The following is a 15,418-nucleotide window of genomic DNA, read 5'->3' as shown; positions in this document are numbered from 1 at the left end:
AGGGTTTAGAGTTTAGGAGAAAGGGGTAAATAATGGGTTTAGGAGTTATCTTTGCAGGCTCGCCGGAGTTTTCAGTGCCTACGTTAGAGGCATTGATCGATTCAGAACATGAGGTTGTTGCGGTCTATACACAACCTGATCGTCCGCGAGGAAGAGGAAAAAAAGTGCAATTTACGCCCGTAAAAGAGGTGGCCGTTGCTCATGATATCCCTGTCTATCAGCCTCTCTCATTACGAGGTCCTGAGGCGCAAGCGGAATTTGCCTCCCTCAATGCTGATCTGATGATTGTTGTTGCTTATGGACTGATTTTGCCAAAAGCGATCTTAGAGATGCCAAAGTATGGTTGTCTCAATATTCATGCTTCACTCTTACCGAGATGGCGTGGTGCCGCACCGATTCATCGTGCGATTGAGGCAGGAGATCAGGAGAGTGGAGTTGCGATTATGCAGATGGATGTAGGTTTAGATACCGGCGCTGTTTGGGGAGAGGAGCGCATTGCGATTACCCCTTATATGACAACAGGTGAACTCCACGATCGCCTCAAAGCGGTGGGAGCATCGCTCCTATTAGCGACGATTCCTGAAGTGATTGCCGGTGAGCGTAAACCAACGCCACAGCCGGAAGCGGGTATTACCTATGCAGAGAAGATTAGTAAAGAGGAAGCGAGAATCGATTGGCATGAAAATTGTGCGGCAATTGCGCGTAAGATTCATGCATTTAATCCATTTCCCGGCGCTTTTACGGAGTTAGAGGGCGTGCTCCTTAAGCTCTATCGTGTCTTAGAGACCGATCGAAAGAGTGATTCAAAACCGGGAACATTCCATGTTGAAGATGAGTCGCTCTATGTCACTGCCGGCGATGGTCATCTATTAGAAGTATTAGAGCTGCAGATTGCAGGTAAAAGAAGAATGGAGAGCGCGCTCTTCATCAAAGGTAATGAAATCGATCAGAAGGTAGCACAATAAATGGCCATCAATGAAGCGCTATATCCCAAATTAATGAAAGATCCCCGCTTTGTCGCAGTAGAGACACTCTGCTCTGTACTAGAGGGAGAGTCGCTAACCGATGCATTACCAAGATGCAGTGAGCGACTCAATGAGAATGATCGCCGCTTTACACAGCATCTCCTCTTTGGCGCCTTGAGACAATATGACGCACTTGAGGATCGGCTTTCACAAATGTTGTCGAAACCAATCAAAAACTCAGAGATCGAAGTTAAGGTAGCCCAGATCTTAGCGGCTTATGAGCTCACAGAGATGGCAACTGCTGAGCATGCGATCCTCAATAACTGGGTGAATTTGATTAAAGCGATGGATAAGCCTTGGGCTGCGGGATTAACCAATGCGATTTTGCGCAATATCCAGCGTGGAAAACTCCCACCGGCAAAGAGTGTAGCCGGACGTAGCAATCTCCCTCAGTGGTTTGCTAAACGAATTGAGAATCAATGGGGAAAAGTGGCTTTAGAAGAGATTGGTACCTTCTATCAACTCCATCCTGAGATGATTTTGCGCGTCAATTTAACAAAGGGAAGTCGCGAGCAATATCTAGAGAAACTTGCCAATAGTGGTATTGAGGCGGTTGCACATCAATTTGTTGAGAGTGCTATCGTCTTAGATCAACCGGTGAGTGTTGATCAGCTCCCAGGGTTTTGGGAGGGCGAGGTGAGTGTTCAAGACGCTTCGGCACAACTTGCAGCACAACTTTTAGCACCTCAAAGTGGAGAGTATCTCCTTGATGCCTGTTCAGCTCCCGGGGGCAAAACAACAGCGCTTTTAGAGTCGATGCCTCAAATGAAGGGCTTGGTGGCGCTCGATAGTTCCGCAGAACGTTTACTTCGTGTGAAAGAGAATATTGAGCGCGTGATGGGAGCGATTCCGGAGTTTGTTGAGATTGAAGCAATCGCTTGTCAAGATTATGAGAGCGCGCAATGCTTTGATGCCATCTTGCTCGATGTTCCTTGTTCTGCAACCGGCATTATGCATCGCCACCCCGATATTAAGCGTCTTCGCAAAGCTTCAGATATTGAAAAGTTAAGAGAGCTGCAAGGGGAGATTCTTGAACATGCATGGACCCTTTTAAAAACAGGAGGACGCCTTCTTTATGCAACTTGCTCTATCCTCAAAGATGAGAATGAGCAGCAGATTCGTCACTTCTTAAAAAATCATCCTGAGGCGAAAGAGAGAGCTCTATCACTCCCCTTTGGTGAGCAACGTGATGTGGGTGTTCAGATTTTGCCTCGCTTCTTTAAGTCAGAAGAGAGTCTAGATGGCTTCTACTATGCTCTTTTAGAGAAGCAGTAGTCAGTTATAGTGTAAGAGTATGGGGAGGGAAAGATCGCGGTGCAACGGATTATGAACTGTACAGACCGTACATTATTCGGAAATCGCTCTCAGCGTCTTTTAACGCTGGGGTGCTCACGCTTATTGCCCCTTCTTTTCTTGATAATGTTTCTAATCTCCACACCACTTTTTGCAACAACATTGCAGCGCGCCTCCTCATTAAGTATTGAAAGCATCAAAAATGAGTATTACTATCCCGGCAGAAAGATGGATCGAATTCGGGATCAGGAGCTTCTCAATAACGGTCAATTAGAAGCGATCGATCTTCTTTTGAAGGTGAAGAGCCAGATTATAATGAGTGATGAGCAAGAGCAGATGCTTCTCAATGGGATACCTCTCACCTTTGTTTACGATATTCGGCTTGAGAAGAGAGGCTTTTTTACACAGCAGAGTTATCAGAAAGAGGTGCGTTATCTTCTCTTCTATCATGGGCTTTCAAAGCAATTTGTGGTGCGAGATTTAGAGACAAAAAAACAGCATAGTTATCCTATCTTAAGTTTAGCGCTGTTATCGATCTCAACGCCGGCGGAGATTATTATCAGTATGAAGAGTAGTGAAGGGATTGATCTAGCAGCATATGTGGGAAGGGCAAAATTATGGCTCGATATTGAAGCATTGCCAACACCTCTTCGCATTCCCGCCTATCTCTCTTCTAATTGGTGGTTAAGCTCCGATTGGTTTCAGTGGGAGTTAATCAAGTGATGAGTCTTATTCGAAAACATGCTTTTACCCTCTTTCTACTATTATCACTTCTATTGGTGATTATTTTGGGGGTGATGGTGCGCTCTATTGAGTCCGCTGTCCTCTACTCACGCTACTATACCTGGATCATTATTGCCGGCGTCATCTGCTTTCTCTCTTTGATGTCGCTTGTGGTCTACTTTCTGATCCAGCTATTGCAAGGGGTGCGGAAAAAGCGTTTAGGCGCAAGGCTCAATGCGCGGATGATGATCTTCTTCTCCGGCTTATCGGTCGTTCCTATTGTGATTCTCTTTCTCTTTGCCGGCATTATGATTCAAAGAGGAATCGATAGCTGGTTTGATGAGTCGCTCGATCAAGGTTTCGATGACGCCTTAACCTTAGCTCAATCGGCCTTAGAGACGCGCCGCTTAGATGCTTTGGAGATCACCCAATCGATCGGTCAGCGGGTGGGAGATCTCAACTCGCTCGATCTTGCTTATGAGTTAGAGAATCTTCGTTTTGATGCCAATGCGCTCGATCTTACCGTATTTGATCATCGTGGACGGATTTTAGCCACAAGTTCTAGTAATACCACCGTCAATCTTCCGGAGCTTCCCAACGATATCGTCTTGATGAGTGTCTTTAATGATATGGATTATGTCTGGCTCGAGCCGGTCGGGGATGATGAGTTACAGGTGCGCGTTATTATTCGAGTCGATTCCGATATCCCTCGTGTCGTACAAGCAATCTATGAGATCCCGCAACGTTATACGCAATTAGGGTTATCGACCCAAGCATCGGTAGAGAGCTATAAGCAATATAAGACCTTGCAAGAATCCCTCAAGGGGCAGTTAATTGCCATCTTAACACTTGTTTCACTATTAGCGATTCTCTTAGCGTTAGGGGGGTCTTACTTTGCCACAAGACGATTAGTCAATCCGATTCGTAGGCTTTCGCTCGCATCAAAAGCGGTTTCAGAGGGGAATTTTGATCGGGAGATTGTTGTTAAATCGAATGATGAGATCGGATTTTTAACAGAATCATTCAATGAGATGATTATTAAGTTGCGTCAAGCCAATGAGGCGGAGAAAGCTTCACAACGGCTCTTAGTTGCACAGCGATCCTATCTTGAGGCGGTATTAGCGAATCTCTCCTCGGGCGTTTTAGTCCTCGATAATGATGGGAATATTCGTACCTTTAATGAGGCAGCACTCTCGATTTTAAAGACCGATCGTATTTTATTGCAGAAGCTCTCACTCTCAGCGCCTGAAACAATTGATGAATCGCTTCACTTCTTCTTTATACCGCTACAAAACTATCTTGAGAAGCGAGAGCGTGGGGAGAACGATCGATTAGAGGTGATGCGTGTTGAGAAGGGGATTGCGCAGATACTCTCTGTACGTGTCTCAGAACCCTTAGAGAACCGCAGTCTTCCTAGCGGTTATGCTATTGTTTTTGATGATATTACCCAATTGATCAATTCAGAGCGGGAAGCGGCTTGGGGTGAGGTGGCAAGGCGACTTGCGCATGAGATTAAGAATCCTTTAACGCCGATACAGCTCTCTGCTGAGCGATTAGCCTTTAAGTTACAAGGGAAATTGGAGGTTGATGATCGTTTCCTCCTTGAAAAATCGACCCAGACAATTATTACGCAAGTTAATGCGATGAAGAAGATGGTTAATGCTTTTAGCCAATATGCAAGAGCGCCGAAGCTTCATCTGAAAAAGATCGATCTAAATGCTTTAACAGAGGAGGTTACTTTCCTCTATAGTGATTATGTTCGAGGTGTTGAGGTTATTTTACAAAAACCGGCACAGATCCTCTATGTTAATGGGGATGAGATTCGTTTAAGGCAGCTACTCCATAACCTGATTAAGAATGCGATTGAAGCATGTCAGGAGGAGAAGGATCAATTATTAGGAAAGGTCTATGTTGAGATCTCCAAGCTTGATGAAGCTCATCTACGCTTAACCGTTAGCGATAATGGGAGCGGTATTGATGAATCCTTAATTAATCGAATGTTTGAGCCGTATGTCTCAACAAAAGAGAAGGGAACCGGATTAGGTTTATCAGTTGTGAAGAAGATTGTAGAGGAGCATAGCGGAAAGATCGCCATCTATTCAGGTAAAGAGCAGATCGGTACACGCGTTGAAGTGGTGCTTCCTCTCTATGAAGAGTTAGAAGAAGGAAAAGATAATGTCGAATAAAGTGAATAAACAGTGGGGCGGACGTTTCTCTGAGAGTACCGATGCATTTGTTCAAGCCTTTACAGGATCGGTCGATTTTGATCAGAGAATGTATGCCGAAGATATTGCCGGATCACTTGCTCATGCAGAGATGCTCTATACGCAAGGTATCTTATCAGAGGAGGATTTCAATCTGATCAAAGAGGGGCTTGCTGCGGTTAAAGCAGAGATCGAAGCGGGAGATTTCCCCTGGTCGATTGAGCTTGAAGATGTCCATATGAATATTGAGTCGAGCTTAACAGAAAAGATTGGGATTGCCGGCAAACGACTTCACACCGGAAGATCACGTAATGATCAGGTAGCAACCGATATTCGTCTCTGGTTACGTAAAGAACTCGATCATATCGATCTTGAGTTAAAACGTCTTCAAGAGGGAATTCTTGCTGTTGCCGAGCGTGAATATGACACCATTATGCCAGGATTTACCCATCTTCAAGTGGCGCAACCGATCACTTTTGGTCACCATTTGATGGCTTGGTTTGAGATGATTAAGCGAGATCGTGAGCGTTTTCAAGATTGCCGTAAGCGTCTTAATATCTCACCCTTAGGTGCTGCGGCATTAGCGGGAACAACTTATCCGATCGATCGCCATCTTTCGGCAAAATTGTTAGGCTTTAGTGCGCCTTCTGAAAACTCACTCGATTCCGTTTCTGATCGTGATTTTGCCATTGAGTTTGCGGCAGTAGCTTCTATCTTAGCGATGCATCTCTCTCGTTTCTCAGAAGAGTTAGTCCTTTGGGCAACGCCGGCATTTGATTTTATTAACCTTCCAGATCGCTTCTGTACCGGTTCCTCCATTATGCCGCAGAAGAAAAATCCCGATGTTCCTGAATTAGTGAGAGGAAAAACAGGGCGCGTTTATGGTCATCTCTTCTCTCTTTTAACACTGATGAAGAGCCAGCCTTTAGCTTACAACAAAGATAATCAGGAAGATAAAGAGCCACTCTTTGATATCGTTGATACTGTTTTAGGCTCTGTTCGTGCTTTTGCCGATATGATCCCGGCGATCTCTAGTAAAAAAGAGAATATGTATGAGCGGACAAAATTAGGTTTCTCAACAGCGACCGATTTAGCAGATTATCTTGTTCGTAAAGGGATGCCTTTTAGAAATGCGCATGAGGTCGTTGGAAATGCCGTCCGTTTAGGTGTTGAGACAGAGCGAGATCTCTCAGAGATGATGCTTGCAGAATTACAGCAATTCTCCGATCTAATCGATGAAGATGTTTTTGAATATCTCACCTTAGAGGGTTCTGTTGCGGCACGTAATCATTACGGTGGTACTGCACCGAAACAGGTCTTAGCAGCGATTGAGCGAGCAAAAGCGATTATCTAGCACTAATTGTTTAGTTCTCGTTATTGAGAGGTGAGAGGCGATAGGCATTATTAATCCTATCGTCTTCTCCTTTTATAGCGCTCATCTCTCTACCTTTTCCCTTCCTACGCTTTATAGGGCAATTTTAAGATGTTTCTATCCCCACTTTTTAGCCGTTTTAAACGACTCACCTTTCTCTTTGCATTGATACTCTTTATTGCCAGTTGTGCCGGTGGTCCTCGTATTAAAAATGGTTTTGATGAGCCAAAAGCACTGGAGCCGATGGTCAATTTTTGGGTGCATGTCTATGCGCGTTGGGATAATAATCTTGTCGCGTTTCATGATAATCGTTACCTTGATGTGGTCTATGAGTTAGCGCCGATCAGACAAGGGGATCGCATGACGTGGGATACCATCTCAGAGTTGATTCGTGATGATCTTTTAGCGATCGAAGCATCGCTCAATACGCCGATGAAATTGAGTAAAAATCAGGAGCGGATTAAAAAGATGCTTCTAAAAGCGGGTGGAAAAGAGGCGCTTTACGGTGCTGCGGATCGATTACGGGGACAGCGAGGTTTAAAATCGGAGTTTCGCCGAGGATTAGAGCGTAGTGAGCCCTATATTGTCTACTTTAAAAAGCTCTTTAGAGATGCCGGATTGCCGGAGGAGATTGCTTATCTTCCACATGTAGAATCCTCCTTTAATATGGGGGCAAGATCGAAGGTAGGAGCGGCAGGGATGTGGCAATTTATGCCGTCAACGGCGCGAAGCTTTATGCCGATGCGAGCGAATGTGATCGACTCTCGTTATGATCCTCGTCATGCGGCAAAAGGGGCTGTAAAATTGATGGCTTATAACTACAATTTAGTTCCCTATTGGCCATTAGCCATCACTGCTTATAATGCTGGTGTTGGTCACTCGATGCGAGCGCAGGAGCGATATGGGAATGATATTGGTTTAGTGGTATTTAATTATAGTGAGGGTGCTTTTAAATTTGCTTCTCGCAATTTCTATGCCGAATTTTTAGCAGCGAAGAAGATTGCTGAAGATCCGGGGCATTATTTCCCCGGATTCCGTTACCGTTATCCTAAGAGTAGTATTGAGGGGATTGAGCTTCTAACGCCAATGTTCTTGCGTGATTTAGCAAAAGAGACCGGTGTTTCGGAGGCGACCTTAATTGAGCTCAATCCTGCATGGTTACGTAATATAGAGACCAATCGAGCGGAGATTCCAAGTCATTACGATATTTGGCTTCCCAAAGGAACAATGAAGCGGATGCGTGGAAGATTCTATCAACCGAGTCGAATTCAGCCTTAATACTATTTCAACAGATAATTCTTAAGAAGATTTATTGAGGGGCGGGAGCCGACTATTGCACTCTTTTAACCCTTGCATGCCCGCCAGTCGGCGCTTTCAGCACCGAGGATGATATCTAAAGTAACGATATTTGCCGGCATGCAAATTGTGAAAGTGTGCGATGGTGATCTCCGGCAATTCATCAGTTTTATTAAAGAGCAGTAATATTCAGGTAATAGAATGATTGCCCTCTGCCGGCGCGAGATTGATGGAAATATGAGATAGTAAGATCCGGCAGCGTTCAGCTTCTGTTTTGATTTGTATAAATAGTAGGAATATAGCTAGGGAAGATAGCTGTTGTTAAATAGTCGTGATTAAATAAGAGGTTCAATAGAACTTCAATGGAAGCTCAATAAGCTGTTTCAAGAGAGTGTAAATGGCAATCAATTGAGTAGTAAGTAGTTGAGTAACGGATTACAATTTTAGTCGTGAGAAGTTAGTCGTTAATTAGGTCAATAAGTAGGTCAATAAGTAGGTCAATAAGGGCATATTCAGTTATGGGAAATATTCGTAAAGCAGCGGCTGTAGGCCAAAGTGTATGGTTTGATAATATTGAGCGTAAGATGTTAGGTCACGATGGTGAGCTTGCAAGAATGACCAAAAAGGAGGGATTACTAGGGGTGACCTCTAATCCTGCCATTTTTGAAAAAGCAATTGCCGGCGGTGAGGCCTATCTTCCTACGATTCAAGATCCTGCCAATCATGAGCTTTCAGCACGTGAACTCTTCTTTAAATTAGCGATCGAGGATATCCAATCCGCTTGTGATCTTTTTCTCCCAACCTATGAAGAGACCCGCTATAGAGATGGTTATGTTAGCTTAGAAGTTTCTCCTGACCTTGCAAATGATGCCAATGGCACAATTATTGAAGCAAAAGCGCTTTGGGAAGAGATCGATCGCCCTAACTTAATGATTAAAGTACCGGCAACTAAAGCAGGTCTCATTGCGATTGAGGCACTTATTGCCGAAGGGATCAATGTCAATGTAACCTTGATCTTCTCTGTTAAACGGTATAGTGAAGTTTTAGAAGCTTTCCTTAAAGGTTTAGAAGCACGAGTGAAAGTAGGGCTTCCTATTTTGCAAATCGCCTCTGTTGCGAGTTTCTTTATCTCCAGAATTGATGCAGTAATCGATAGTCAGATCGCGACTACAGCACCCCATCTTAAAGGGCATATTGCGATTGATAATGCGAAGATGGCTTATCAACACTTCTTAACAGAGATGACGCATGAACGTGTTAAATCACTCTTAAAAGCGGGAATGCAACCTCAGCGATTGCTCTGGGCTTCAACAGGAGTGAAAGATCCGAGTTATCAAGAGACAATGTATGTGCATCATCTGATGGGGAAAGGGACGGTCAATACGATGCCGCCTAAGACCTATAATGCATTTTTAGAAGAGAGTGTGACACCTTATCCGCAGCTTGAGAGTGATCTTGAGATGGCAAAAATTCGCTTAGCTGAATTGAAAGATTTCGATATCGATCTTGAAGAGATCTGCCAATCGCTCGAAACAGCGGGTGTTGAACAGTTTGTGACAGCTTTTGATTCACTTCTCTCAACCATTGAGAAGCAGCGCCTATAAACAGCGTCGTAATCGGACGCTAATCGGATTCTAATCTCATTCTAATCTTATCCTGATCGGATTTTGATAAGAGGAGTTTTGATAAGATAATAAGCGCTAAACTGGATGGATTCTTAGTCTACCGGGTAAAGTGAGGATGTAATATTGAAAGAAATCGAGTAGACTCATAGAGTTTGTTGATTTCTTGATGATTTTTTGGAAAGTAGGACAGTATGAAGATAGAACTCTCTCAGCCTTTTTTTAAAGAGCGAATTACCATCATGGGGATTGGTCTCATTGGTGGTTCACTTGCACGTGCGTTAAAGCGTAGTAACTCTGTCGGTAAGATTATTGCTTATGATCGCGATGAAGCAGCATTACAGCGTGCTTATGAGTTAGGGGTTGCAGATGAGATCTATACTGATCCTGTTGAAGCGACAAAAGATGCCGATATTATCATCCTCGCAACGCCGATTACAGCGATGGGGAAGATCATGAAGGAGATTACGCCTCATCTTAAAGAGAGTGCCGTCGTAAGCGATGTCGGTTCGACAAAAGGATCGGTATTAGCGAGTATTGAGGCGGAACTCGGTTATCTTCCAGAGCGATTTGTGCCGGCGCATCCTATTGCCGGTACAGAGAAGCATGGTGTTGAGAACTCTTTCGACTCTCTCTTCGATAATCGCCGGACATTGGTGATTCCCCATTTAGAGAATAGTCACGATGCTGTTAGAACAATTCATGATATGTGGAAAGCAGCGGGATCGATGACGGAAGAGATGGGCGTTAAGCATCATGATCAGGTTTTAGCCGCTACCTCTCATATTCCGCATCTATTAGCTTATGCAACGGTGGATACCTTAGCGAATCTTGATGATCGTGCCGAGATCTTCCGATTTGCTGCGGGAGGATTTAGAGATTTTACTCGTATCTCAGCATCAGATCCCGATCTTTGGGCAGATATCTGTCTGCAAAATAGAGAATCGATCTTAGAAGTCTTAGTTGCTTATCAGAAGAAGATTGATGCTCTACGCCATGCATTAGAAGATGAAGATCGTGAACTATTACGTAAGGTTTTTGCTCGCGCTAAACATGCTCGGGATAATTTCTACAAAGAGCCGTAGATACGGCATCGAAGATGCCAGATTGAAGATGCCAACCTGCGGGCATGCATTCGTAATAAGAGCGAGATGGTTCTCTCCCGCCGTTCTACAGATTCTCTTATGGGTTGAATCAATTAAACAATAGAGGCTGAACGCTGCCGGATCTTACTATTGCGTACTTCCATCAATTTCGCGCCGGCAGAGGGCGATTTTAATCACCGGGTACTAATACTTGTTGTTTGATATAAAAGCTGTTGAGTTGCCGGAGATCGCTACTGCATGCTGTCAGAAATCGTATGCCGGCAGATGATGATCTTCTATCATCGGTAGCAATTATTACCCTATCGATACTCATTTCTGGCATCAAAGATGCCAACCTGCGGGCATGCAGTCGTAATAAGAGCGAGATGGTTCTCTCCCGCCGTTCTACAGCTTCTCTTATTGCTTGAAATAATCAAACAACAGAGGCTAAAGGCTGCCGGATCTCACTATCGCGTACTTCCATCAATTTCGCGCCGGCAGAGGGCGATCTTCAATCGCCGGAAATTATATTTACTACTAAATACTTCTATAAAGCTTGTGTCGGCAAGTTGGCAATCTCTACTCATCATTCTCTTTAGGCGTTACAGGTGCGCCATACTCTTGTAGGAAGGCCGCGTAACTATATTCACCGAAGGGAAGTAGAGCATTGCGTTCGATTTTCGATTTCTTCTTCTCAATTTCAGCCGCCTCAATCTCCTCTCTTAAAGCTTCCTTAATCTCTTCAGCCTCTTCGTTATGCATCGCTTCAATAACGGCATCTTCATCGATACGTGGGTCTAAAGTTGCTGCCGCAATAGGGGAGAGATGTCCATCGGGGAGAATAACGTGGGGAAGGGAATCTTCCACATCGGTTTTGAGACGACGACTCGCCTTGAGAAGATTCATCCAGATGATGGCAATCGCTATAGCAAGGGTAAAGAGATAGAGTCCTCTTGCATCATAACGCTCCATCAGATAGCCCGAGATCAAAGGACCGATAGCAGCGCCGACGCCAAAAAGCATCAACAAAATAGCACTCAGAGAGACCCGCTTATCCTCATCAATATTATCATTGGCAATCGCAACGGAGAGAGGATAGAGGGTAAATTGCAGAGCGATAGCAAAGAAGCTAATAAGACCGATATAGAGATTGGTGATCCAGGGAAGATTGATCAAAATCGAGAGCGTTAAAAGTAGAATCGCCACAATTGTGATCAGAAGAAGACGATTCATCCGATCAGAGAGAAGTCCTAATGGCCACTGAATAATGAGTGATGCGGCAATAGCGATTGCCATATAACTTCCTGCCTCTTGCGTATCAAGCCCTAAACGCGTTGCAAAAATGGGCCCTAATCCATAGAAAGAACCCACCATCATGCCGGCAAAGAGCGTGATAATCAACACTTGTGGCAGTGTCTTTATAAAGTAACCGATATTGAGTGGTGCGGCTTTCAGTGGTGTTGGGTGAATAGCACGTGTGACCGCTAAAGGAACAAGGCAGAGCGAAAAGAACATCGAAACAATCATCAAAATACGAATATCGATCGGATCAATGACCGTTAATGCCAATTGACCTAATAAACCGCCTAAGGAGCTGACCGCCATATAGATCCCAAAGACGATTCCTCTCTGTGTCGGCTCTGCCTGATCATTGAGCCAACTCTCAATCACCATATATTGCACCATCATCATCAGCCCCATAATAAAGCGTGCAGCGAGCCAAAACTCAATGTAGTCGAGTAGACCAATAAGAATAACCGTTGCCGCCGTCACACCAGCACTAGCGACATAACTACGGATATGCCCCACACGCGCAATTAGTTTATGCCCCAATTTTGCACCAATGACTAAGCCTGCATAGTAGGCTGAGGTGAGGCTACTGATTAAGATATCGGTGATGCCACGCGCTTCAAGGTCGAGTGCTAAATAGGTCGTCAATAGACCATTTGCAAAGAGCATGAAGAGTGTTGCGAGATAGAGAGAAGAGAATGTGGTAATTGTCCGCATAAATTTTAGCTCTACAGAAGGGAGATCCATGATAGGGATTCATGATTGTTGATTATTAATTGAGCACTTATAAGGATGTTTCTACTTGAAAAAGGCTCATTCGATAGAAATAGGTGTAACTTCAAGCCCCTATATCATAACGCATCATCGATAAATGTAAAAAAAGAGCGCATATCTTGGCTGAATTTTAATCAGCTATTAGATGCAATTGAAAATAGTTATCATTGGCATTGACAATGTGAAACAGAATGATAATAATTCCTATTAGTGAAAGGATAGCACTCGTTGATAGTAATCATAATGATAATGATTAACATCACATAGTGATCTAAAAGATCTAAGAGCTCAATCGTCTTTTCACACAAAATTTTATGAAATTTATGATTAGGTTTAGTGGTTTTATTCTGTTTTATCTTATGAATTAATAAGGAATTGGTATTCATGCGTCGAAATATACTCTCCCAACGGTTGCGCCTTGCACTTGTGATGGCGGCAACCTCAACACTTATATGGACAGCACAAGCTGATGAAATCCCTCTCGAACAGAGCAAGATCGATCAGTCAGAGTTAGCTAGTGCGGTCGATCTCGGGTCATTAGTTGTCACAGCTTCAGGTTTTGCGCAAGAGGTGAAGGATGCACCGGCATCGATCTCTGTGATTGGTCAAGATGTTATTAATGAAAAACCTTTTAATAATATCGGGGATGTGTTGAGAGATATTGAAGGTGTGAATATCACGCGCGGTGGCAAAACGGGTGGCGTTGATATCGGTATTCGAGGTTTAGAGAGTAAATATACCTTGATGATGATCGATGGACAGCGTTTGAGTCAAAATACATCGGGCGCTCGTCCGAATGGCTTTGGTGATGTGGATTCAGCATTTATTCCACCAAGTTCAGCAATTGAGCGTATTGAAGTAGTAAGAGGCCCAATGTCGACGCTCTACGGTTCAGATGCGTTAGGTGGTGTTGTTAACGTGATCACTAAAAAAGTCCCCGATAAATGGGGAGGGCAGGTGAGCGTTGCGATCGAAGAGCCGACAGATAGTCAATATCCCGGCGGCAATACGACCTCTTTCTATCTCGGTGGGCCGATAAAAACTGATCTTTTAGGGTTAGCCTTAATGGGAAGTTTTCAGACACAACGAAATGCCAAAGGGACTTATCAGTCTGCGAAAGATGAATATACGCCTCTCTATAAATTAGGGGGCTTTGGTGAGCGTCGAAATTTTAATTATGGCGCACGCTTAAGTTTTACACCGGAGAATCAAGAATTTGTTCTTAGCTATGACCGTGGTGTACAGCGTTACGATAATAGTGAAGGGCAGCTAGGAACGCTCCATAAAGATGTGAAGCCGGGAAATGCGGGAGGAGGGTATTCCGATCATCTTCGTTTCACACGGGATCGAGTTGGTCTTACCCATAGAATTGATTTAGATGCTGTCGTTGTGGAGTCAGGACTTCTCTGGGATCAAACAAAAACAATCGGGCGTTTAAATCCCATCTCCAAGTCGCCTAAACCTCATGATGGCTTGCCGCGCGATATCAAATATACCAATATCATCTTCGATAATAAATGGATGTTTGGTCTCGGGGACCACTTTATCAGTGCCGGTATGCAATATCGTCATCAAGCATTGAAAGATACATTAGTAGAATCACCGTTAGATATTAAGCAGTATCAATGGGCACTCTTTGCAGAAGATGAGTGGATGATTAATGATGACCTTATTGCCACTTTTGGTCTTCGTTACGATAAAAATGAGGATTTTGGAAGTCACTTTAGTCCGCGTGCCTACCTTGTTTGGAATATTGATGACAATTGGCAGGTTAAAGGGGGCGTGAGTCGTGCCTTTAGAGCACCTGATCTTCAACAACTCCATGATGATGTTGTGATGGTGACAGGGCAGGGAACAGCGCCTATTTTAGGAAATCCAAACTTAAAACCTGAAACCTCAACATCGGCTGAATTAGGTTTCTCCTATACCAATTTAGATGATTTTAACTTCAACGCGACCGTATTTTATACCCGCTTTAAGGATAAAATCGATTCTATAGAGATCTGCAAAAATGATACGAGCGCTCGTTGTAGTAAGCTCAAGAGTGATTGGCCTGATGCAGGTAAAATTAGCCAATATCAAAATTTAGATAACGCTAAATTATATGGTATTGAGTTAGGTACGCGTTATCAAGCATTGGAGAACGTAGCTCTTAGTGCGAACTATACCTATACAGAGAGTCGATATCGTGATGATGCCGGACGTCGTATTCCTTTTAGCAAAACACCCCGTCATATGGTCAATTTAAAAGGGGATTGGAAGATTACACCAGAATGGAGTCTTTGGGCAGAGGCCTCTTTCCGTGCCAAAGAGTATCGAGGCTTAGAGATGGGCCATGGCGTTAATGAAAAAGGTAAGGCAACTACATTTGCCCTCGATAAGAAGCTCTTCTATCGCTCTTATGCACTCGTCAATGTGGGGGCAAGTTATAAGCCTGCGCGTGATCTATCGATTAACTTTGGCGTCAACAACCTCTTTAATAAGAACTTTATCGATTATCAGGAACCGGAAGCTTATGGTCTACGTGGAAAAGGGTATCAAAACCGCTACGCTCGCGTAGAAGAGGGGCGTAAGCTCTGGTTAAAACTCAATTATGAGTTTTAGACGATCCTAGATGAACCTAGGGCTTCTTAGGGCGTGATCTTAAAGTGATCTTAAAATGGCGCTGATCTTCTGCTCTCCTTTGCAAGATCGGCGCTCTAAGATCAGCCGCCAATTAGCTTATCTTTTAGTT

General features: G+C 43.9%; 11 protein-coding genes. 10 read left to right on the top strand and 1 reads right to left on the bottom strand.

Annotated features, from left to right (window positions below; translation table 11 throughout):
* The first annotated feature begins 32 nt into the window (after positions 1–32).
* From fmt to B9T19_RS10610, 9 genes are all read left to right on the top strand, one after another.
* Positions 33–965 carry a methionyl-tRNA formyltransferase gene (fmt, locus tag B9T19_RS06165; RefSeq protein WP_094567744.1) on the top strand — a complete coding sequence of 311 codons (933 nt, stop codon included), beginning with the start codon at positions 33–35 and terminating at the stop codon, positions 963–965.
* The gene (rsmB, locus tag B9T19_RS06160; RefSeq protein ID WP_094567743.1) at positions 966–2,300 is read left to right on the top strand and encodes a 16S rRNA (cytosine(967)-C(5))-methyltransferase RsmB; all 1,335 of its coding nucleotides are present in this window, start codon (positions 966–968) and stop codon (positions 2,298–2,300) included.
* A 39-nt stretch (positions 2,301–2,339) separates the two neighbouring features.
* Positions 2,340–3,041 (top strand): DUF4390 domain-containing protein, encoded by a 702-nt coding sequence (locus tag B9T19_RS06155; RefSeq protein ID WP_158214367.1) that lies wholly within the window; start codon positions 2,340–2,342, stop codon positions 3,039–3,041.
* Positions 3,041–5,227, top strand: a complete 2,187-nt coding sequence (locus B9T19_RS06150; protein WP_094567741.1) for an ATP-binding protein — start codon at positions 3,041–3,043, stop codon at positions 5,225–5,227. Before B9T19_RS06155 ends, B9T19_RS06150 begins: the two co-directional genes overlap by 1 nt.
* Entirely contained in the window at positions 5,217–6,599 is a 1,383-nt protein-coding gene (gene argH / locus B9T19_RS06145; protein WP_198959059.1) for an argininosuccinate lyase, read from the top strand. Before B9T19_RS06150 ends, argH begins: the two co-directional genes overlap by 11 nt.
* 129 nt (positions 6,600–6,728) lie before the next feature.
* Positions 6,729–7,895, top strand: a complete 1,167-nt coding sequence (locus tag B9T19_RS06140) for a lytic transglycosylase domain-containing protein (protein ID WP_094567739.1) — start codon at positions 6,729–6,731, stop codon at positions 7,893–7,895.
* Between the two features lie 536 nt (positions 7,896–8,431).
* Positions 8,432–9,517 (top strand): transaldolase, encoded by a 1,086-nt coding sequence (gene tal, locus B9T19_RS06135; protein WP_094567738.1) that lies wholly within the window; start codon positions 8,432–8,434, stop codon positions 9,515–9,517.
* 212 nt (positions 9,518–9,729) lie between these two features.
* Positions 9,730–10,620 (top strand): prephenate dehydrogenase/arogenate dehydrogenase family protein, encoded by an 891-nt coding sequence (locus B9T19_RS06130; RefSeq protein WP_094567737.1) that lies wholly within the window; start codon positions 9,730–9,732, stop codon positions 10,618–10,620.
* Between the two features lie 275 nt (positions 10,621–10,895).
* Entirely contained in the window at positions 10,896–11,048 is a 153-nt protein-coding gene (locus B9T19_RS10610) for a hypothetical protein (RefSeq protein WP_158214366.1), read from the top strand.
* 151 nt (positions 11,049–11,199) lie between these two features.
* Here the strand turns inward: B9T19_RS10610 and B9T19_RS06125 are convergent, their stop codons facing one another.
* Positions 11,200–12,627, bottom strand: coding sequence for an MFS transporter (locus tag B9T19_RS06125; protein WP_094567736.1), 1,428 nt, complete (start codon positions 12,625–12,627; stop codon positions 11,200–11,202).
* Positions 12,628–13,068: 441 nt separating this feature from the next.
* Here B9T19_RS06125 and B9T19_RS06120 point away from each other — a divergent pair, with 441 nt between their 5' ends.
* Positions 13,069–15,288 (top strand): TonB-dependent receptor domain-containing protein, encoded by a 2,220-nt coding sequence (locus B9T19_RS06120; protein ID WP_094567735.1) that lies wholly within the window; start codon positions 13,069–13,071, stop codon positions 15,286–15,288.
* The last annotated feature ends 130 nt before the right edge of the window (positions 15,289–15,418 follow it).

The organism is Ignatzschineria sp. F8392, from assembly GCF_002252045.1.
Lineage (GTDB): Bacteria > Pseudomonadota > Gammaproteobacteria > Cardiobacteriales > Wohlfahrtiimonadaceae > Ignatzschineria.
This window is presented reverse-complemented; position numbering and strand designations above follow the sequence as displayed.